At 67.0% G+C, this 20002-nt stretch carries 20 protein-coding genes, 1 tRNA gene and 2 pseudogenes; 10 read left to right on the top strand and 13 right to left on the bottom strand.

Translation table 11 applies throughout. The features are described from left to right. The 4 genes from QK444_RS01985 to QK444_RS02000 all read left to right on the top strand — a co-directional run bounded on the left by QK444_RS01985 (window position 1) and on the right by QK444_RS02000 (window position 4466). The gene (locus QK444_RS01985; protein WP_282776442.1) at window positions 1-801 is read left to right on the top strand and encodes a response regulator transcription factor; all 801 of its coding nucleotides are present in this window, start codon (window positions 1-3) and stop codon (window positions 799-801) included. Between the two features lie 14 nt (window positions 802-815). Next, complete coding sequence (locus QK444_RS01990; RefSeq protein WP_282776443.1) at window positions 816-1175, top strand: metalloregulator ArsR/SmtB family transcription factor; 360 nt, start codon at window positions 816-818, stop codon at window positions 1173-1175. A gap of 171 nt (window positions 1176-1346) precedes the next feature. Continuing rightward, a complete protein-coding gene (locus tag QK444_RS01995) occupies window positions 1347-3395 on the top strand; it encodes a PhoX family phosphatase (RefSeq protein WP_282776444.1) in 2049 nt (682 codons plus the stop codon). Window positions 3396-3677: 282 nt separating this feature from the next. Continuing rightward, a complete protein-coding gene (locus tag QK444_RS02000) occupies window positions 3678-4466 on the top strand; it encodes a hypothetical protein (RefSeq protein WP_282776446.1) in 789 nt (262 codons plus the stop codon). Between the two features lie 31 nt (window positions 4467-4497). On the opposite strand, the gene arsM is transcribed toward QK444_RS02000, so the two are convergent. After that, a complete protein-coding gene (gene arsM / locus QK444_RS02005) occupies window positions 4498-5277 on the bottom strand; it encodes an arsenite methyltransferase (RefSeq protein ID WP_282776448.1) in 780 nt (259 codons plus the stop codon). Between the two features lie 317 nt (window positions 5278-5594). Here arsM and QK444_RS02010 point away from each other — a divergent pair, with 317 nt between their 5' ends. Then, window positions 5595-5954, top strand: a complete 360-nt coding sequence (locus QK444_RS02010; RefSeq protein WP_282776450.1) for an Rv2640c family ArsR-like transcriptional regulator — start codon at window positions 5595-5597, stop codon at window positions 5952-5954. 47 nt (window positions 5955-6001) lie between these two features. Next, window positions 6002-7126 (top strand): hypothetical protein, encoded by a 1125-nt coding sequence (locus QK444_RS02015; RefSeq protein ID WP_282776453.1) that lies wholly within the window; start codon window positions 6002-6004, stop codon window positions 7124-7126. Window positions 7127-7159: 33 nt separating this feature from the next. On the opposite strand, the gene QK444_RS02020 is transcribed toward QK444_RS02015, so the two are convergent. The 3 genes from QK444_RS02020 to QK444_RS02030 are packed head-to-tail and all read right to left on the bottom strand — an operon-like array spanning window position 7160 to window position 10765. After that, complete coding sequence (locus QK444_RS02020) at window positions 7160-8197, bottom strand: NAD(P)-binding domain-containing protein (RefSeq protein WP_282776455.1); 1038 nt, start codon at window positions 8195-8197, stop codon at window positions 7160-7162. Then, entirely contained in the window at window positions 8194-9417 is a 1224-nt protein-coding gene (locus QK444_RS02025; protein WP_282776457.1) for an MFS transporter, read from the bottom strand. The genes QK444_RS02020 and QK444_RS02025 overlap by 4 nt, the downstream gene beginning before the upstream one ends. A gap of 10 nt (window positions 9418-9427) precedes the next feature. Continuing rightward, complete coding sequence (locus QK444_RS02030; RefSeq protein WP_282776459.1) at window positions 9428-10765, bottom strand: NAD(P)-binding domain-containing protein; 1338 nt, start codon at window positions 10763-10765, stop codon at window positions 9428-9430. A 98-nt stretch (window positions 10766-10863) separates the two neighbouring features. Here QK444_RS02030 and QK444_RS02035 point away from each other — a divergent pair, with 98 nt between their 5' ends. Next, entirely contained in the window at window positions 10864-11727 is an 864-nt protein-coding gene (locus QK444_RS02035) for a GNAT family N-acetyltransferase (RefSeq protein WP_282776483.1), read from the top strand. A gap of 53 nt (window positions 11728-11780) precedes the next feature. On the opposite strand, the gene QK444_RS02040 is transcribed toward QK444_RS02035, so the two are convergent. The 4 genes from QK444_RS02040 to QK444_RS02055 all read right to left on the bottom strand — a co-directional run bounded on the left by QK444_RS02040 (window position 11781) and on the right by QK444_RS02055 (window position 13708). Next, a complete protein-coding gene (locus QK444_RS02040) occupies window positions 11781-12299 on the bottom strand; it encodes a hypothetical protein (protein WP_282776460.1) in 519 nt (172 codons plus the stop codon). Then, window positions 12296-12658, bottom strand: coding sequence for a fluoride efflux transporter CrcB (gene crcB, locus QK444_RS02045; protein WP_282776462.1), 363 nt, complete (start codon window positions 12656-12658; stop codon window positions 12296-12298). Before crcB (QK444_RS02045) ends, QK444_RS02040 begins: the two co-directional genes overlap by 4 nt. Then, entirely contained in the window at window positions 12655-13173 is a 519-nt protein-coding gene (gene crcB, locus QK444_RS02050) for a fluoride efflux transporter CrcB (RefSeq protein WP_306358298.1), read from the bottom strand. Before crcB (QK444_RS02050) ends, crcB (QK444_RS02045) begins: the two co-directional genes overlap by 4 nt. Before the next feature lie 187 nt (window positions 13174-13360). Continuing rightward, window positions 13361-13708: a DUF190 domain-containing protein gene (locus QK444_RS02055; protein WP_282776464.1), complete on the bottom strand. Its 348-nt coding sequence runs from the start codon at window positions 13706-13708 to the stop codon at window positions 13361-13363. A 393-nt stretch (window positions 13709-14101) separates the two neighbouring features. Between QK444_RS02055 and QK444_RS02060 the strand changes: the two genes are divergently transcribed. Then, the gene (locus tag QK444_RS02060; protein ID WP_282776466.1) at window positions 14102-14404 is read left to right on the top strand and encodes a PadR family transcriptional regulator; all 303 of its coding nucleotides are present in this window, start codon (window positions 14102-14104) and stop codon (window positions 14402-14404) included. A gap of 5 nt (window positions 14405-14409) precedes the next feature. Here QK444_RS02060 and QK444_RS02065 read toward each other — a convergent pair whose 3' ends face one another. Next, window positions 14410-14904: a DoxX family protein gene (locus tag QK444_RS02065; RefSeq protein ID WP_282776467.1), complete on the bottom strand. Its 495-nt coding sequence runs from the start codon at window positions 14902-14904 to the stop codon at window positions 14410-14412. Window positions 14905-14934: 30 nt separating this feature from the next. Then, a pseudogene (locus QK444_RS02070) lies at window positions 14935-15781 on the bottom strand (APC family permease); the annotation flags it as partial. Between the two features lie 273 nt (window positions 15782-16054). Between QK444_RS02070 and QK444_RS02075 the strand changes: the two are divergent. Next, a pseudogene (locus QK444_RS02075) lies at window positions 16055-16315 on the top strand (ATP-binding protein); the annotation flags it as partial. A 299-nt stretch (window positions 16316-16614) separates the two neighbouring features. Here the strand turns inward: QK444_RS02075 and QK444_RS02080 are convergent. From QK444_RS02080 to QK444_RS02090, 3 genes are all read right to left on the bottom strand, one after another. After that, window positions 16615-17682 carry a site-specific integrase gene (locus QK444_RS02080; protein ID WP_282776469.1) on the bottom strand — a complete coding sequence of 356 codons (1068 nt, stop codon included), beginning with the start codon at window positions 17680-17682 and terminating at the stop codon, window positions 16615-16617. After that, window positions 17672-18253, bottom strand: a complete 582-nt coding sequence (locus tag QK444_RS02085; protein ID WP_282776471.1) for a hypothetical protein — start codon at window positions 18251-18253, stop codon at window positions 17672-17674. Before QK444_RS02085 ends, QK444_RS02080 begins: the two co-directional genes overlap by 11 nt. Window positions 18254-18437: 184 nt before the next feature. After that, window positions 18438-18513, bottom strand: a tRNA-Lys gene (locus tag QK444_RS02090). 329 nt (window positions 18514-18842) lie between these two features. Here QK444_RS02090 and QK444_RS02095 point away from each other — a divergent pair. Continuing rightward, a partial coding sequence (locus QK444_RS02095; RefSeq protein WP_282776473.1) for an Ig-like domain-containing protein occupies window positions 18843-20002 on the top strand: 1160 nt, incomplete at its 3' end.

Raw genomic sequence — 20002 nt, forward strand, 5'->3', positions numbered from 1 at the left:
ATGGACGACGCGCTGGTGGCAGCGTGGGAGGGCTCGGACACACAGTTCCGCACGCGTCGCCGCATCTGTGTCACCGAGGCGCTGCGCCGCCGCGATCGGCTCGCGGTGCTCGTCATCGACGATGCCGACATCGCCGCCGCGCTCGCGCTGGCGGTGACCGGGCAGGAGGTCGAACTACGGGTCTGCGCCGATCCCGCCGTCGCGCTGCTCGCGCTGGGCCGCATGTGCCCGGACGCGGTGGTGCTGGGCCCGGTCCGCGGGCTGCTGGGCCCGATCGAGTTCCTCGACGTCGTCCGCCGAGACGAACCCGACCTGCCCATCGTCGTCGGCGCGGACGCCGAATCGGGAGAATTCGCTACCGAGGCCACCGGTGCCGGAGCGACGGCGGTGGTGCGCCGCCCGTACCGGGCGGTGGAGTTGCTGACCATCCTGGGGTCGTTGGCGGGCAGGCCGGGGGCACTCGAGCTCCGGCCGGTGCCGATCGATCTGGGGCGGCTGCGTATCGACGGGATCGTGCCGCGCATGTGGCTCGACGGCCACGAGATCGCCTTGCCGCCCATGGAATTCACGCTGCTGCGGTACCTGGCCGAGCGCCCCGGCGCGGTCGTCACTCGCAAGGAGCTGATCCGGGTGCTGTGGGGCGACCGGTCCGCGGCCAGCAACAGCCTGACCGTGCACATCATGCGACTGCGACGACGGCTCGGCGACTACGACCGCCACCCGGAGTGGATCCGGGCCGTACGCCGACTCGGCTACCAGTTCGAGGTGCCGACTCGTTCATCGGACGTTCACACTGAGTGACCACGATGTCGATCATGGCATCGTCACCCACCTCGACCGCGCCCCCGGCAGTACTCGCCACCGATGACCACGACGCGGTGGCGAAGTTGTTCAAGGCGCTCGGCGACCCCATCCGGGTGAAACTGCTGACCCTGGTCCACCACGCGCCGCAGGGCGAAAGCTGCTTCTGCGATCTGGCCGAAGAGTTCGACATGCCCCAATCCAGCCTCAGCCACCATCTGAAGATCCTGGTCGCGGCCGGAATCCTCACTCGCGAACGACGAGGCACCTGGAGTTGGTACCGCGTCGATCACGATGCCCTCGACACCATGGAAGCCATCCTGCGGACCGGCGGGCCGCTACGCAGCCATCGCTGCGATAATCGCGCGTGCTGACCGGACGGCATCCGGGACAGAGACCGCTTCGCGGTGCGGGGCGGCAAGACCGACCTGCGCCGGATTGAATCCAAAAATATCGATCAATTTGTGCGGTATTCATCTGCGCTACTCCTCGGGATAGCCCAGCGCGCTTAGCGTCCGGCTGGTCGAATCAGCCCAGGAGTAGTTGTGAACCTGAAACCGCTCGCCCTCTTCGTAAAACACGACGGGCAGTCCTCGCGCGCCGCCCTCACCTGCCAGTACAAGTGCGGAAACGCATGCTCGCATGAGGTGTCGAACACCTCGGAGGGCGAATACTTCGGCGACATCGTCTCGGCGATGTCGCGCCGTGGCGTGCTCAAAGGAGGCGCGGCCGCCGTGCTCGCAGTGGGAGCGGGCAGCCTGCTCGCCGCCTGCGGCGACGACGAAACCGCACCGACCGCTACCGGCGGTAGCCCGGGAACCGGCACGGAATTCACCATCGTCGCACCGAATACCAAGGACGAGGTCGTCATCCCGGAGGGCTACGACCAGCAGGTCGTGATCCGCTGGGGCGACCCGGTGCTCGCCGACGCCCCGAAGTTCGACTTCGACAACCAAACCGCCGCCGCGCAAGCCAAGCAGTTCGGATTCAACGCCGATTACGCTGCCCTGCTGCCCATTCCCGGCGAATCGAACAAGTATCTACTCGTCGTCAGCCACGAGTACACCACCGAACCGATGATGTTCCGCGGCTTCCAATCGGAGACGGTGACCCGCGAGCAGTACGACATCGCCTTGGCCGCACACGGTTTGACGGTCGTCGAAGTCCATGGAGAAACCGGGTCCGGCAAGCTCACCCCGGCCTTCTCCCGCTACAACCGGCGTATCACCGCGACCAGCGAGATCAAGTTCACCGGCCCCGCCGCGGGCAGCGATGTGCTCAAGACCTCCGCCGATCCCTCCGGCACCACCGTGCTGGGCACCCTCAACAACTGCGGTGGCGGCGTGACGCCCTGGGGCACTGTGCTGTCGGGCGAAGAGAACTTCAACGGCTACTTCGCCGGCGAGGCCGCCGACCCCACCGCCGCCGCCCGCGCGAAACGCTACGGCGTCGGCAAGGTCGATACTCCGCGCCACTGGGAACGGTTCGACAAGCGCTTCGATGTCGCCCAGGAACCCAACGAAGCCAACCGATTCGGCTGGGTCCTCGAAATCGACCCCTGGGATCCCGATGCCGCACCGGTCAAACACACCGCCCTGGGCCGATACAAGCACGAGAGCGCCGAAATCCACGTGACCGCCGATGGCACGGTCGTGTCCTACATGGGTGACGACGAGCGATTCGAATACATCTACAAGTTCGTCTCCTCGAAGAAGATCAAGTCCGGCACCGACGCCGCCACCCGCCGGGCGAACATGACCATCCTCGACGAGGGCACCCTGTATGTCGCCAAGTTCACCGGCGACCACCCCGACCAGATCGACGGATCCGGAAAAGTCCCCTCGGACAAGGGATTCACCGGAACCGGACAGTGGCTGCCACTGCTCGAAGCGCGAGCCGGTGGGCAGAGCGTATCGCTGGTCGAGGGCATGAGCGCCGCGGACGTCGCCGTCTTCACGCGCCTGGCCGCCGACAAGGTCGGCGCCACCAAGATGGATCGCCCCGAGGACATCCAGCCGAACCCGAAAACCGGCAAGGTGTATGCCGCCCTGACCAACAACTCCAACCGCGGCAAGGAAGGATACGCGGGCGTCGACGAGGTCAACCCCCGCAACCAGAACAAGAACGGTCAGATCCTCGAGATCGACGACGACCACAAGGGCACCACGTTCACCTGGTCGCTGCTGCTGGTCTGCGGTGACCCCAAGGCCGCCGACACCTACTTCGCCGGTTTCGACAAGAACCAGGTCAGCCCGATCTCCTGCCCGGACAACGTCGCCTTCGACCCGCACGGCAACCTGTGGATCTCCACCGACGGCAATGCGCTCAAATCCAACGACGGCCTGTTCTCCGTCGTCCTCGAGGGCGACCGCCGCGGCGAGACCAAACAATTCCTCACCGTCCCGATCGGCGCGGAAACCTGCGGACCGATCATCGAGGAGAACCGGGTCCTGGTGTGCGTCCAGCACCCGGGCGAATCCGACACCGCCACCCCCGACAACCCGACCTCGCACTGGCCCGACGGCGGCACCGCGCAGCCCCGCCCCTCGGTCGTCGTGGTCTGGAAGCGCGACGGCGGGCAAATCGGCAGGTAAGCATCCGCGCCGCACGGTTCGCCCCTGACCGGGGGCGCTGTCCGCCGGCTCACCGATAATTGACGTGATAGGCGGGTTCGCGACGGCATTGGCCGCCGGGAACCCGCCATCTCCGCAGCGGCAGCGGTCGCTCCCCTTGGTCGCTCCCGACGGCCGCACGCGGACCGGCTGTGGCCCAACCGAATCCGAGGACGACCGATAGCCCCGGAATGGGTGTGTACTCATCAGGCGTTCATCCGCCGTATGTTGTATGCCCGATTCGGCGACCGTCAGGATCGGGATATGTCGATTCAAGGCTCGGAGGGTTGCCGCTCATCCGGGCCGACGCGCGACAGTTCGAGTTCGTGGTGGCGCAGGCGGCACGCTGCCGTTGAAATCCGGCGCTGTTTCAGTGAGTTCGGTGCCACCGCTGTGTTGACGACCATGGCACTGGGATCCGTATTCGTCTCGCGGCGGCTCTTCCCGTACGAGTCCGAAGCTCGGATGGCTTTCAGTCTTGTGGCGCTCACGACGGCGCTGAGCGCATTCTTCGTCCTCGTTCCCGTCGTCCAGGTGTCGGTGAATCCTGTTGTAGCAGTCGCGGAGTGGATGCTCGAGCGTCGGAGTGGCCCGACCTTCACCCGAACTGTGCTGCGCGTGACGACCCAGCAGTTCGGCGCCATTGCCGCTACCGCCCTCGTTGGCAGTATCGCTGCGGGCCACTCCACTCGGGTCATCTCCCGCAATCCGGGAGCGCTCGAGGTGTTCGCCGAATTCTTGACGGCCGGAGGCTTTGTCGCTCTCGCCCTTGCCCTCGTGACACGTCGACTCGTCTCCGCCGTCGTCCTGGGTAGTTACCTCGCGATCTCCGCTTCATGGGTCGGAGCCCAATTTCTCGGCAACCCCGCCCTGGTTGTCGGGTATCTCTTTCTTGCCGATTCCACCCTGGCGCTGCTGGATGCGTCCGTCATCATGACCGCCCAACTCGGCGGGTGCATCATCGGATTCGGGCTCGTCACCGGACTGCTGCCCATGACCGCGGACAGGTTCGATGCGACCGCCAGGTCGGCACGCCGCACTATCGGCGGATAGCCGACGAGCCCGGAATCTTCTTCATCGTCGGTCAGAGTGGTTTCACGGCCTTGACGATCACCGAATGCATGCCATCGGCGACCTGATGCGACCGAATCAACTCGATAGCGCCGAAGCCGGCCGCCTCCAACCCGGCACGGTACTCGGCGAAGGTCAGTGCTCCGGCGATGCAGCCGACGTGATCGCCGCGCGCGGCACGGTCGGCAGGCGTGAGATGGTCCTCGGCCACCACGTCGCTGACGCCTAGCCGTCCTCCGGGGCGCAGGACCCGGAAGGATTCGGCGAACACCGCCGATTTGTCGGCCGACAAGTTGATCACGCAGTTGGAGATCACCACGTCCACCGACTCTGTCGCCAGCGGAATGGCTTCGATGGTGCCGGAAAGGAATTCGATATTGTCCGCGCCCGCTGCACGGGCATTGCGCTCGGCCAAGGCCAGCATCTCCGCCGTCATGTCCAACCCGTACGCCTTGCCGGTCGGTCCCACACGGCGGGCCGAGAGCAGGACATCGAGCCCGGCCCCACTGCCCAGATCCAGCACGGTGTCACCGTCGCGCACATCCGCCACGGCGACCGGATTACCACAGCCGAGACTGGCGGCCACGGCGTCGGCGGGTGCGCCGGCCTGATCGTCACTGGTGTACAGACTCCCTCCGAATCCGCCCGGGTCGAAAGTGGCGGGCCCGGAGCAGCAGTCGGCCCCGCTGCAGCAACCGTCGTCGGAGATGTGCGCGGTCTCGGTGAATTGCCGTGCCGCCGAGGCGTATCGAGCCCGCACCTGTTCGCGCAGCCCATCCTGATCGAGAGTCATGGCTACCTCCCACATCCTCGCCGGGCCTAGCCGCAGCAGCTCTGGCCGGTGGAGATAGCCTGCTGCTTGGCCGCGGTGCCGCAGCAGGCTCCTTCCGCAGCGGCCTCTTCCGCAGTGCCGCAACACGGAGCCGACCGGCCCGGCACCGGTTGCTGTGTCGACGCGAATTCGACAGCGGCGGTTTCGTTGCCCGAGAACGGGACCTGAGCTTGAGACATGGCACCAACCTCCAGTTGTGAGACATATATCGAAAAGCTGACCCGCTCAGTCTGCGCCACCTTTTCGACATATGTCAATATCCTGTCTAGGATGGTTTCATGCCCAAAGCACTCCCCGTGATCGACATGTCCGCACCGGTGTGCTGCACACCTGTGGCAGCGGGCCCGATCGACGATGCCGCCGCACTGGAGGTCGCCCTGCGCCTCAAGGCGATCGCCGACCCGGTCCGCGTCAAACTGATGTCGCTGCTGCTCACCTCCGAGCCGGGTGAGGAGAACACCGGGGACCTCGCCGCGGCGCTGGCGCTGGCGGAATCGACGGTCAGCCATCACCTGGGCCAGCTGCGGAAGGCGGGTCTGGTCGAGTCCGAACGGCGAGGCATGAACATCTATCATCGCGCCCGCCGTGATGCGTTGTCCGCGTTGTGTTTCGTGCTGGATCCCAACTGCTGCCGATGATCGGAGGCGTCGGCCGCTCGGTGGGGCGGGGACGTTAGGTTGTCGGTGTGGTTGCTGAGGGTCCCGCGCTGGCAGGGTTCGATTACGACTACCGCATGTGGTGCGCCGCGTGCGGGCAGACGACCGTCATCACCGCGCACCGATATCACGAGCGGATGGGCATCGACGCTTTATCTCCCTGCGCGCACTGCGAGGCGGACATTCACTACGGTCCGGCGAGTGCTGCCCTGCGTGACAGTGCGGACCCGCTGTTGTCGAATGAGGTGGCGGCACAAGCGGTCTGGTTCCACAGCAGCACGTATCCGGACTGGCCGTCCTCCGGCTACGAAGACAAGGCATGCGCAGGACTCGATGAAGGCGGGCTGAGCCGCATGGTCTCGGCCGAGCGAGTGCGCCGGCGACTGCTGACTCGCGCGCTACACCTGGGTACCTACGAAGCGGCGGTGGAGAACATGTTGCGCCGCATGCAGAATCAAGCCGACGCGGACAGTGTCTTCTACCTGCACCGTGTGACGCTCCGGATCGCCGCCGAGGCGATCGAGGAGGGCTTCCGCGACGAAAACCACCATCCCGCAAGCCGGCTCGGCATCGATGAATTGGAGGACTCCGGGCTACTCGCAGTCCGCTACCTCAATGTTCACGAGGCAATGGGCTCGTTGTCGCTGGCGATCGATCCGGCCGTGATCGACACCATCGCCACGATCGAACTTCCGGTTGGCGAACTGGCCAGCGAGCCGTCGCAAGAGCTCCTGGAGCGTCTGAGCGAGCTGGACGCCGAGATCGCCGCGGCGACTGGGTCGATACCGGACACATCCCATATCGATGCGATAGAGCTGCGGATGCGTGAACTCTTCCCGCAACCCGGCGACGATATCGCCGCCGCACTCGAGTCCGCGACCGAACGCAGCCGAGCCGCCTGGGACCAAGCGCTGGAACTGCTCGAGCGCACGTATTTGAGCGCGGGAGCGAACGCCGTTGTTCGCGACGACTTCGTTCACGCTATGACTGCAGGCGACAACGATTCCGTCCAGGCATTGCACCGTCGGTACCGTGCCTACGCTGCCCTCCTGACCCACTCCGAGCAAGTAGTCGACCTCCTCGGTCACCAGCCGGTCCGGCCTGGTGAGCAGAGCCAGCTGGTTCGAGTGCGCCGCGAATCGCGCAACCGCTAACCACTCGAACCCTGCGCTCCGGTCTTCGAGATCTCACAGGCGCGACGCGAGCCACGCAGCGTCGTGTCCTACGCCGCGCAGCGAGTTCGATGAGGGGCTGCGCTGCCATTCCAGTCCGAGGAAACCGAGACCATGGTGCGTGGTGGACAAGCCCGAGCGATGTCGGGGAAGTCCGGTCTCGGTCAACGCTCCCAATTCCGCCAGGAAGGGCACGTGCGGACGGTAGCCCGTGGCCAGGATGACCGTGTCGACCGGGGTGTGGGTGCCGTCGGGCCAGACGGCTGCGTCGTCGTCGAGGCGCGTGAACATCGTTCTGGCGGTGGGTTTTCCGGCGGCAAGGGCGACGCGATATCGGCCCGTGTCCAGTACCGGCTGGGTCGGCGGAGTTCGTAGGTGCGGGCCGATCGGCAGCCTGTCGAATCCGCTGACCCGGAACCAGAAGTGCACGTCGCGGCCGAGCGGGCGTTGGGGAACGAACCTGACCGGTGCGCGGGTCGCGAGAGTGACCGTCGCGGTGAGCGCCAGCTCGGCGGCGATCTGCACGGCGGAATTGCCCGCCCCGATCACGATGATGTGCTGGCCGGTGAAGTCCGAAGGACTGCGATAGTCGCTGGCGTGCAGCAGCTTTCCGCCGAAGGCGTCCTGACCGGGCAGCGCGGGCAGGTGCGGGGTTCCGAAGGATCCGGTGGCCGCGATCAAGCGGGGCGCGGTGAGAGTGGCACCGGTATTGGTGTGGGCGGTGAAGGTGTGGCCGTCGTGGGTGACGGTATCCACACGCTGCCCCAGGTGGAAGTGCGCGTCGATTCGGCGGGCATAGCGGCGCAGATAGTCGACGACTTCGTCGCGGTGCGGGTAGCGGTCGGGGTCACCGGGGAAGGCCATGTCGGGCAGCGAGCTGTACCGGGCGGGAGAGAACAGGGTGAGGCTGTCGTAGTAGTGCGGCCAGGATCCGACCGGTTCGGGTCCGGCTTCGATCAGGGCGACGGCGCGGCCGTGCCGGGTGAGGTGGTGGGTGGCGGCGAGGCCGGATTGGCCGCCGCCGATGACGAGGGCGTCGTATTCGCTGGTCATGGAAGTGCCTTCGATGCGGTGGTGATGCGCGCGGCCCCGGCCGTGAGGACGGCCAGGACCGCGACTGCTGCCAGGAGGAAGTAGGAGTTCGCGTAGCTGCCGGTCCACGCCGACAACGCGGTGCCCGCCCACGGGGCCACGGCCATGACGATCACGACCGGAGCGGATAACAGCCCGTTGAGTCGCCCGTAATGGGTTGCGCCCCACCGGTCGGTGATGGCGGTGGCCTGCACGAGGGTGAACAGCCCGCGGATGAGTCCGGCACCGATGGAGAAGGCGATCAGCACGGTGACGGTGGAGCCCACGCCAAGCAGCGCGGTGGCGACCGCCGTCAAGGCGAGGATCGCCACGGTGCGCGTGGTGACGGTGGTGCGGGCCGACAGCGGGAGATAGCCGATCCGTCCGAGCACCTGGCCCGCGCCGCCGAGCCCGAGCGCGACCGCCGCCAACCCGGTGGAAAAGCCTCGTTCCTCCAGCAGCGGAACGAGATTGAACACACCCGCCGCCGTGCTGAACGCACCCAGGCACAAGGTGACCACCAAGGCGAGGAAGCCTCGGCTGCGCACGATCGCGGCGTGATCGGCGAAGGCATCGTCGGCCGGAGCCGGTGGATGCGGCCAGCGACCGCGCAACCCCACCCAGTGCAGGGGCACGGTGAGCACGGCCAGCACGACGGCCAGCACGATATAAGTTGCGCGCCAATCGGTGTGCTCGTTGAGCACCGCCGTGAGCGGCGCGAACACTGTGCTGGCCAGACCGGCGACCAGGGTGAGGATCATCAGGGACTTGATACGGTCCTCGCCCCACCAGCGGGTCAGCGCGGCGAACGCCGGTGGGTACAGCACCGCACCCATCGCGACCCCCGCCATCAGCCACCCCGCATAGAACACAGCCAGATTCGGTGCCGCAGCCACGACCAGGAGCGCTACCGCCGCGAGGACCGAGCCAGCGGTCATCACGGTGCGTGGACCCACCCGGTCGAGGATGCGGCCCACCGGGATGCCGACCAGGGCCGCGGCGAGCTGACCGAGGGAGAACGCGGCAGTGATCACCTGCAGTGACCAGCCGGTATCGCGGGAGATGGACATACCCAGGACGGGAAAGGCGTAGTAGAGGATGCCCCAGCTGGTGATCTCGGTGAGGCACAGAACGGTCAGCACGCGTCGCAGACCGGCACGGGTGAGAGTGCCGGTCCGCGAGGGGATCTCGGTGTCGGTCATGGAGCAGTGGTTACCGCGCGCCGACTCCGAGCGTGATCAGCTGCGGCGCCGGAGCCGCGCAGCAGCCGCCACTGCTCTCGGCGGCGGTGTCGGGCTCGTCGAACACGCCCGCGCCTCCGCAGACGCCGGTCTCGGGCAGCGTGAGCTCGACGCGGCTGGCCGACTCGTGATCCCCGGCGAGCGCGGCGGCGATGCTGCGGACCTGCTCGTAACCGGTCAGCGCCAGGAAGGTGGGGGCGCGTCCGTAGCTCTTCATGCCCGCCAGGTAGAAGCCGGTCTCGGGGTGCGAAAGCTCCTTCACCCCATGGGGATACACCGTGCCACAGGAGTGCACGTTCGGGTCGATCAACGGAGCCAGCTCCACCGGGGCCTGCAGCACCGGATCGAGGCCGAGCCGGATCTCCGACAACCAGGACAGCTCGGGCCGGAACCCGGTCAGCGCCACGACCTGATCCACGTGCTCGATCCGGGCCCCAGCCTCCGAGACCAGCGCGATACCGCCGTCGGCCGACTCGACTGCCGCCGTTCGGAATCCCGTGACGACCTCGAGCAGGCCGGAGTCGACAGCGGCCTTGGCCCGCAGGCCGAGCGCACCACGCGCGGGCAGCTGATCCGATTCACCGCCACCGAAGGTATTGCCGACCTCACCGCGGCGCAGCACCCACGTCAGTCGTGTGCCGGGCGCGCCCTGCGCTAACTCGGCCAACGCCACGATCGCCGCCAGCGCCGAATGCCCGCTACCAGCTATGACGGTATGGACCCCGGCGTAGCGGGCGCGGTCCTGCTCATCGCCGAGATCGGGCACTCGGTACGAGATCGCCTCCGCGGCAGCGCCTTCCCCGAGCGCGGGCAGGCCGTCACCGCCCAGCGGATTCGGGCCTGTCCAGGTGCCCGACGCATCGATCACCGCGCGTGCAGTGACCCTCTCCTCGTGGCCGTCGGCCGAGCGCAGCCGCACCACGAACGGCTCGGTGTCGCGCCCAGCGTCCACCACCCGGTCCCGGCCCCGCCGGGTCACCCCGACCACCTCGACACCGAGCCGAATAACGCTGTCGCCCAAGGCATCCGCCAGCGGAATCAGATAGTCACGCGCCCACTCCTGGCCGGTCGGATACGAATCCAGGTCCGGTGCGGTCCACCCGGTCGGCTCGAGCAGCCGCCGCGCGGCCGGAGCGACCAGCTCACCCCAGCGCGAGAACGTGCGCACATGATTCCACTCCGAGACCGCCGCACCCGCGCTCGCACCGCGTTCGAACACCAGCGGAGTCAGGCCCCGCTCCCGCAACTCGGCCGCGGCCGCCAGGCCGATCGGTCCCGCACCCACTACAACCACGGGCAGCTCGTCCATCACGAATCCTTCCATCGATGCCCATCGATTATCGACTCGAACTGTATCGACGAATGTCGATGGATGCAACCATCGATTCTCATCGATATAGTGGTGGCATGACGTCGCTGGACATGCCTGTCGTCCGACCGGCCACCGATCTCCGCGCCGATGCGCTACCGGTGGCCGATGCCACCACCTATGCGAGCTGGTTCGCCTGCCTGGCCGACCCCACCCGGGTGAGGCTGCTGCATCACGTCGCGACCCGCCCGGCCGGCATCACGATCGGAGAGATCGCCGAAGCCCTCGGCGTCGGCCAGCCCACCGTCTCCCACCACGTGCGCAAGCTCGCCGAGGTCGGCTTCGTCAACGTCCACAAGGACCGCACCAGCACCGTGGTCGCGATCAACCCCGCCTGCTGCACCGGCCTGCCCCACGCCGCCGACGCCGTGATGGGAGTACTGCCGCCGCAGCCGTGCTGCCCCGACAACATCCCCGACGACGTCACTGTCCGTGCTCTCGAAGAACGCGACTGGGAAGCGGTGCTACGCATCTACGCCGAGGGAATCGCCACGCGCAACGCCACTTTCGAAACCGAGGCCCCCGCGCGGGACGACCTCGACGGTAAGTGGCTTCCCGAGCACCGCTGGGTCGCCGAGGTCGATGGTGCCGTAGTGGGTTGGGCCGCAGCGACTTCCGTGTCGGCGCGGGAGTGCTATCGCGGCGTCGCCGAAACCTCGGTCTATGTCGCCGATGGGATGCGCGGTCGAGGCGTCGGCAAAGCGCTGCTCCGCACGCAGGTCATCGCCGCTGATCAGGCCGGGTTATGGACACTGCAGACCTCCGTCTTCCCCGAGAACCGTGCCAGCATCGCGCTGCACCACTCGGCCGGGTTCCGCACCGTCGGCGTCCGCGAACGCATCGCGCAACTCGACGGCGTGTGGCGTGACACCGTCTTCCTCGAACGTCGTGGGCAGTCGTGAGAGTCGATATGCCGACAACGGATGCGTGAAGGCACGTGGATGGGCGTTGAAGATCATGATGCGTTGTGGTCTGGGAATCGGTCGAACAACTCCTCGAAGAAGTTGGTGAGCAGCGGGGCGGCTTGTTCGGGAGACCGCAGTTCCGAGGCGCCGAAGCGGAATACCTCATAGCCGCGCAGCCGCAGGCTCCGGTCCATGCGCGTATTGCGGGCGTACTCGGCAGGGGACGGATTTCCATCCCGGTCGGTGTAGTGCGTAGCTCCGTCGACTTCCAGGACGATTCGGTACCGGCCGCGCAGCAGCAGAAAATCCATCCGCTGCCCGAGCAGTGCGCGGACTCCGCGTTGCGCGACCGTCCTGTGGTCCCAGTGCAGCCAGACCTCGGGCAACAGTGCTGGCAGGTCGTAGATGTGGCCCCGGTGGATCTCGTGGTACAGCTGGAACAGAATCTGTTGGGGCGGAGAGTTTTCCGGTAGGGAGAGGCGGAGCCGGCGGTAGAGGGCGTTCTTGGCGCGGGACCGGCATGACTTTGTTCGCCTCAGTAGCCGGTCACGGGGCAGGACGGACTTCAAGCCAGTGCGGCCTGGACGGTGGTGTACGCGAGCAGCGCCGCGCCGAGCCCGGCGGTCACGCTGATGAGGATGTTCAGTGACGCGAACAGGTAGGCGCGCTGTTCGGCGAGCCGGACGGTTTCGTAGCCGAAGGTGCTGTAGGTGGTGAGCGCGCCACAGAATCCGGTGCCCAGCAACGCGAACCACGGTGTGGAGATCGTGGCCCCGGCCAGCCCGCCCAGGATGAGGCAGCCGGTGAGGTTGACGATGAATGTGCCCCAAGGGAATACGCTGTCGTGGCGGGTCTGGACGGCGCGGTCGGTGAGATAGCGCAGTGGTGCGCCGATCATCGCGCCGATCACGACGAGGACCGCGCTCACGCCGCCGCCTCCTGGGCCCGGCGGCGGATTGTCTCGTACCCGGCGCGAGTGAGCCGCACGGCGGCGAGAGTCGCGAACAGTGCGCAGACCAGTGTGCCCGCCAGATAGGCGAAGGCGATGCCGACCGTGCCGGGTTGCAGCAAGGCGCGCGCGTCGTTGGCATAGGTGGAGAAGGTCGTGAACCCCCCGAGTACGCCGACCCCGAGGAACGGTCGCAGCAGATGGTGAGCGACCCACATCTCGGTGACGGCGACCATCAGCATGCCGATGAGGAAACATCCGATCATGTTGGCGGCCAATGTCGCCCACGGGAACCCGCCGGGTGCGGTCGGCCACAGCTGCGCGAGCCCGTAGCGGGCCGCCGCGCCCAGTCCACCGCCGGCGGCGATAACGGCCAGCACAACTCCATGCGTGCGGGGCAATTCGCCGCGCTGAGCGGGGGAGCGCAGGTCGATATCGGAATCGATCGGTTCGGTGCCGCCGGACTTCCGGGCCACGGTCGGCTCGCTGGTCACAGAGTTCTCCTACTCGATCCACCCGCTAGGGGTTTGTATCGGGTAGGGACTGTTGGCGGCGCTGGTGCCGCGGTTCTCCGGTCTCGGAGCGGCGAGCCCCACCGCCGCATCGTTGTTCACAGGGTAGCCGCGTGGCCGCCGCTGCGCGGCTCGCGTGTGGGCGAGATCACCGCCCGGCCGGTCGCCGCTAGCGCCTCTTGTGCTCGCTGGTCGCATAGCGGATGACCTCGACAGAATCGAGGATGACCATGCCCTCCGTGACGAGTTCGTCGAGTTGCGGCAGGAACTGGCGAATACGCTGCGCGTCGTCGACGATGACGATCGCGACCGGCAGGTCCTGCGACAGCGACAGCAGTCGGCTGGTGTGGATCAGGGAGGTGGCTCCGTAGCCTTCCACGCCGTGGAAGACCGACGCCCCAGCCAGCCCGCTGCGGTGGGCGCGGTGCACGATTTCCGCTGCGAGGGGCTTGTGATGCCAGGTATCGCTGTCGCCGATGAAAATAGTCAGTCGTAATGCCTCGCCCGCCAATCGCATCGTGCTCACCTCTACTCGCGATACCGGACCTGTGCACCGTCGCTGAGATCCGGCGGTCGGTTGAGCCGCCGCTACGGCGACTCGCGTGTGCATCCATGGTCCCACTGGACGGACCCGGTCGGTGATCACGAAGGCAGGGTCGTGGGAAGGGCCCGTCGATGACGACCCTGCGCCGCGTGTCGGATCGGCCTCCCTCCGTAGAAGGGCGCATGCCGGTCGATCAGGTCGATGTCGGAGTTGATCGGTTCGGGTTCGCGGCGAGTCCTCGCCGTCGCGGAGTCAGCCCGGAATTGCCGGACGGGTCGGCCGTGGGCGTCGCTGTTGTCGGTGTGGTCACCGCCGTAGGATCGGATTCCGATATCGGTTTCGTCATCGCGTGGGTGAGGTGGTGTGGTGCGGGAGTTTCAGCGGGCGGCGGTGCGGCTGCACATCCTGCATCACGCCGCCGAGGGTGCGGTCCACGGCGCGTGGCTGACCGAGGAACTCGCCCATCACGGGTATCGGATAAGTCCCGGCACCCTGTATCCGACGCTGCATCGGCTCGAAGCCGACGGACTGCTCGTATCCGAGCAGCAGGTGGTGGACGGGCGGACCCGGCGCGTCTACCGGGCCACGGAGGCAGGGCGTGGCGCTCTGGCCGAGGATCGGCGCACGCTGCGGGAGCTGGCCCGCGAGGTGCTCGGGAACGAGCCGTGAATGTCTCAGCGCGATACCGGCGCCGAAGCATGGTGAGCGCTCCGACGCGAGTCGAGAGACCAGGCGCCCGCACCGACGAGGAGCAGAAAGACGCTGCCGGTCAGTTGGGCCAGATCGGTGCGGGACTCGTGGACGAAGTCCCACCAGCCGGACTTGCCGGAGAACAGCGCGGCATCGCCCCACAGAATCGGTGATTTGGTGATCAGGAGCGCGCCGAGCATGTTCACGATCATCGGGACCGCGGCCGCCCGGGTGAGCAATCCGGCGAGAATGAGTACGCCACAGCTGATTTCGAGTATCCCGTCCAGCGGGGCGAAGAATCCCGGGGCCGGGATTCCCGCCTTGTCGAAGCGGCCGGTGCCCAGGGTGCCGGGGCGCGCGAACTTCAGGATCCCTTCGAACAGGAAGATCGCGCCCACATAGCCGCGGATGAGGATCACCGCCGCGGGTGCGCTGGTGGCGGTGAGACGATCGAGGTAGCGAGTTCGGTTCTCGGACATACGTTTTGTCCTTCCGCGTTCGGGATGTCGTTACGAACTGCCTGCGGATCCAGTATCGGCGGAGATGCCGCGCCGCCGCAGTGCGTACAGTGCGGCCCCGAGCGTCACGACCCCGATTCCGGTCAGCACCGATGCCGCCCGGCAGCGTGAACGCCAGCACCACGCAGCCTGCCGACCCGATTACCGGAACGGCCCGCGCAGGACGGTTCTCGGCGCGGGTGAGCGTCCAGGCCGAGGCGTTGGCGATCGCGTAGTAGAGCAGCACGCCGAAGGAGGAGAATCCGATCGCCGAGCGCAGATCGGCGGTGGCGGCCACGATGGCCACGATCACCCCGACGGCCACCTCCGCGCGGTGCGGCACGGCGAAACGTGGATGCACCGCCGAAAGGCTGTGCGGCAGATGCCGATCCCGCGCCATGGCCAAGGTTGTGCGGGACACCCCGAGGATCAATGCCAGCAGCGACCCCAGTGCGGCGACCGCCGCTCCGGTGCGCACCACCGGCTCCAGCCAGTCCGCGCCCGCCGCCCGAACAAGCTCGGCCAAAGGTGCTCGGCCCGCACCTGCCAACCGCTGCGGGCCGGGCACCCCGAGCGCGGCCACGGCGACCGCGGCGTAGACGACCAGGGTGATACCGAGGGCGAGCGGAATCGCGCGCGGGATGGTGCGCGCCGGGTCGCGCACCTCCTCGCCGAGGGTGGCGATGCGCGCGTACCCGGCGAACGCGAAGAACAACAGCCCCGCCGCCTGCAGCACCCCGTCGACGGTGATATCGGTACCGAATTCCAGTCGCTGCCACAAGGTCTCACCGGAGGTGAACGCCGCGACCACGACCGCGGCGAGTACCGCCAGCACGAGCGCGACGATCACTCGGGTCAGGCGCGTCTCCTGCTGGCACGGCCGTTCGTTTTGCCCGCCAGATCGATGAGGCTCTCACGATCGCCCAGCAAGCCAGGGCCGAAGCTGCAGCCGCAGCCATGCCCGTGAGCCGCCTGCTCGAGCTGCTCCACCAGCCGAAAGGAGGGCGCGTTGGTCAACCTTGTCGGCACCGCTCTCTCCACTGCGACACCTGACGGCGGCGATCGGGCAGCACGTCGATGCATTGATGGGTGGCCGCGTCGATCAGGACGCTGGCGTAGTGCTGGCCGCGGCGCGTTGCATCGGCTCGAAGCCATCGAGACCAACGATTTCTACGAGTTGATCGTCGAACGCCACCGCAAGGCTTCCACCGTGATCACCAGCAACCGGGAACCACCCGAGATCCTGACCATGATGGCCGACCCGCTGCTGGCGCAGTCGGCGATGGACCGGCTGCAATCAGCCGCCTACGAACTCGTCGTCGAGGGCGAGTCCTACCGGCAGCGGCAGAAGCCGCGCCGCAGCAAACCAGCCGATCCGACCGACCCGGATTGACCGGCAGCCCGGTCGTCGGTCACCATCGACACGGCCCCGCGACCGGACGCAACCCGGTCCCATACTCTTGGCAAAACGGTGGTCCCATCACCCTGGCAGGCGACACATCCCCCGAGAGCCAGGCCCAACCTCGCTGTGCCCTTCCACAGGTTGAGCGATTGTGCTGCTCTGGGTGAGGACCGGGACCGAGGGTGTCGCTGCGGGACGATTCGCCCGCCGCCCGATGCTCGGACGACGGGGAGCTGTGCCGGGACTGCGCGACAGTCCCCGGCAAGGCAGGATCTAGGTCACGGCAACCATCAGGACGATGGATGTGGCCCGGTTGACCGGGCGGTGGTGATCCGCGCGGTTGCGGGGTAGCTGTCGGGGTCGATGGCGAGTGGGTGCGGGTGGCCGGTCATTGCGGCCAATGCTCCGGCGACGGCCTGGACGTCGGCCTTGATGTAGGTGGTGGTGGATGCGCCCGCTCGGTCGGTGTGTCCGGCGTAGGCGCGGGCCACGCCGTAGCCGAAGTTGCGTTCGACCCAGGTCAGAGTGGTGTGGCGCAGCCAGTGCGTCGACACGCCTTGTGCGGCCGCCCAGGGCAGTTGGTCACGTACACGGTTCCACAGGTTGTCGTAGCGGCGGTAGGTCAGCGGCCGACCGTCGCGGTAGCGCAGCAGGTTCGTGCCCGGTTTCCCGGCGCCTCGCGCGTGGGCGAGGCGGATCAACGCTTGGGTCAGGGGTGGACTGATCGGCTGCCACCGGATGGTCTGTCCCTTCTCCCGTAGTCGCACCAGGCACTCCTCGGCGTCGAGATCACACACCCGTAACCCGAGGGCACCGCCGCGGCGGCAGGCGGTTTCGGTGTGCAATCGCAGCAGCAGCGCATCCAGGACCGGGTCGTTACCGGAGGACCGCGCGACGGTGTTGATCTGTTCGAGCTCGGCGGCGGTCAGTGCACGTCGTGTGCTGGGTAACCGGCGGGGTTTGGCGACTCGGTGCGCCGGGGACGATCCGGCCGGCAGCAGTTCGTCGGCGATGGCGCGGCTGTAGATGGCGCGGGCCGCGGCGATGAACGACTCCCGTGCGGATCGGCCGTAGCGATTGCTGCTGCGTTGGGCGGCGTTGGCCGCGACACGATATTCGAGGTTCTCGATCTCGGTGGCTGTGATCGTGTTCAGGCGTCGCGTACCGAACGCCACCGACAGGTGATTCCAATACGGGCGGTAGGTTCGCAGCATGCCGGGCCCGACGGCACCCATGATCTGCGGCAGGTACTCGTCCAGCGTCGGCACCGGCGGGCGTTGCTCCAAATCCGCCGTGCTCACCCCCAAAGCCGCCAAGACTCGGCGGGCCTCGGCGATCCGGTCCGGGTCAGCAGACATGACCGGCCCCCGAACACTGCAACAACGCCGCGACCAACCGATCGGGTGCGGCCAGGATCATCAGCCCGGGAGCGGGTAGCGCGATCACCACGACAAGGGCTGCGGCCTCGACGCCGAGCCAGCGTCGCGTCGCCACCGGTAGCGCGAGGAGTCCCCGTGCCGTGACCATGGCACTTCCGGCGGGGTCGGCATGGATGGTCACTGTTGTCGCGGTCTGACGCAGTTCCAGTCGTGTCGATGGTGGCCAGCCCAACGCTCGCAGCAATGCCTGGGCACGAAATCGGCCGGAGCCATCGAGCCGGGCCGCGGCCAACAAAAACTGGTCGGTACCCGGATCCAGTCGCGCGGACTCGGGGGCCAGGGCAGGCAGCGCTGCGAACACCACCGATGTATGCGGTAGCACACCGAGCGTCACAGCGGGAATCACATCGACAACGGCAGATGAAGCGGATAGTGGTTTCATCACGCCATCGTCGCGCTTGTGGACTTCGCTTCTGCCGGCCTTCAGCAAGCGAGGTCGACTGATGTGCGGCGCTCGGGCAAGGACCGAACTGACATGGTCAGTGGCCATCCGGACCGCTACGTGTCGCAGTGCACTCGAACACCGGATGTGATCGGTGCCCGGCCGACCTGACCGCCGGTTCACCGAGGTAGACCGTGGTGAACCGGAATCGGTCGGCAGCACGAGGTGAACAGATTTTCGGTGGCCCGGGCTGTCCGCCGCCGAATGCGGTGTGGTGCGATCGCACCGAATATGGTGCGCCATCAGGGACTCGAACCCCGAACCCGCTGATTAAGAGTCAGCTGCTCTGCCAATTGAGCTAATGGCGCGTGCCGTGTGCTCGCCGGCGTTTCGGGAGCTCTTCGGTGCGGAAGAAACCTTAACAGGCTGTGGCTCTGAAAGTGAAATCGCGGGGTCTAGCTGGGGTTTCTGTTGCGGTGGACGGATGTGATCATCCGTGTTAACGGAATGGGGTTGGGAACGGATGAACGGGGCGAGCCCTGCGGAGGGTGGTTGTGGTCGTGTGTCTGTGTCCCTGGGGCCTGGCAGAATGATCGTGTCTCGACCGCTCCCCGCAGGCGTGGTGGGTCGAGCAGGCGTAGTCGGGGTAGGCAGCGGACCCCGCGCACGCACCGAGACGTGAAGTGGGGTTGTGAATATGAGGAATGGTCAGGGCCGACGCCGATCGCGGAAGCTGCTGGGCGCAGTGGCTGTGCTGTCGGCGCTAGTGCTGGCGCTGGGGGCATGTTCATCCGGGTCGGGGACGGATTCGTCCGCGGTCGCCATCGACTCGAATCCGATCAGCGAGCTGATCAAGCCGAAGCTCGTCGCACCGGTCAAGGACGGGCAGATCGGGGTGTCACCGGGTGATCCGCTGGTGCTGAAGGTCGAGGACGGCAAGATCAACAAGGTGAGCCTGCTCAATCCGGAGGGGCGGGAGGTCAGCGGTGAACTGGCCGCCGACGGGCAGTCGTGGAAGCTGACCGAGCCGCTCGGCTTCGGGCGGACCTATCGGCTGAGCGTGGACGCCATCGGGCTCGGCGGCGCGAACACCACCAGCATGAGCTTCACCACGATCTCGCCGAACAACCGCACCCACCCGTACCTGATCCCGGGGGAGAACGAGGTGGTCGGTATCGGGCAGCCGATCGCGATCCAGTTCGACGAGAACATCCCGGACCGCAAGGCCGCGCAGAACGCGATCAAAATCACCACCACGCCCGCGGTGGAAGGCGCCTTCTACTGGGTGAACAACCGCGAGGTGCGTTGGCGGCCCGAGCACTTCTGGGCTCCGGGCACCAAGGTCGACATCGAGGTCGACGTGTACGGCAAGGATCTGGGCAACGGACTGGTCGGTGACGCGGACATCACGTCCACCTTCACCATCGGCGACGCCGTGATCTTCACCGCCGACGACAACACCAAGCAGGTGACGGTGGAGAAGAACGGCGAGGTGATCCGCACCATGCCGACCTCGATGGGCAAGAACAGCACACCCACCGACAACGGCATCTACATCGTGGCCGACCGGCACGAGAAGATCATCATGGACTCCTCGACCTACGGTGTGGCGGTGGACTCGCCCGATGGCTACAAGACCCCGGTGGACTACGCGACGCGAATCTCCTACTCCGGCATCTTCTTCCACTCGGCCCCGTGGTCGGTGGGCGCGCAGGGTTCGTACAACACCAGCCACGGCTGCCTGAATCTGAGCCCCGCCAACGCGCGCTGGGTGTACGAGAACGCCAAGCGCGGCGACATCACCATCATCAAGAACACCGTGGGCGGCACGCTCTCCGGCGTCGACGGCCTGGGTGA

Source organism: Nocardia sp. CC201C (assembly GCF_030010695.1).
Lineage (GTDB): Bacteria > Actinomycetota > Actinomycetes > Mycobacteriales > Mycobacteriaceae > Nocardia > Nocardia otitidiscaviarum.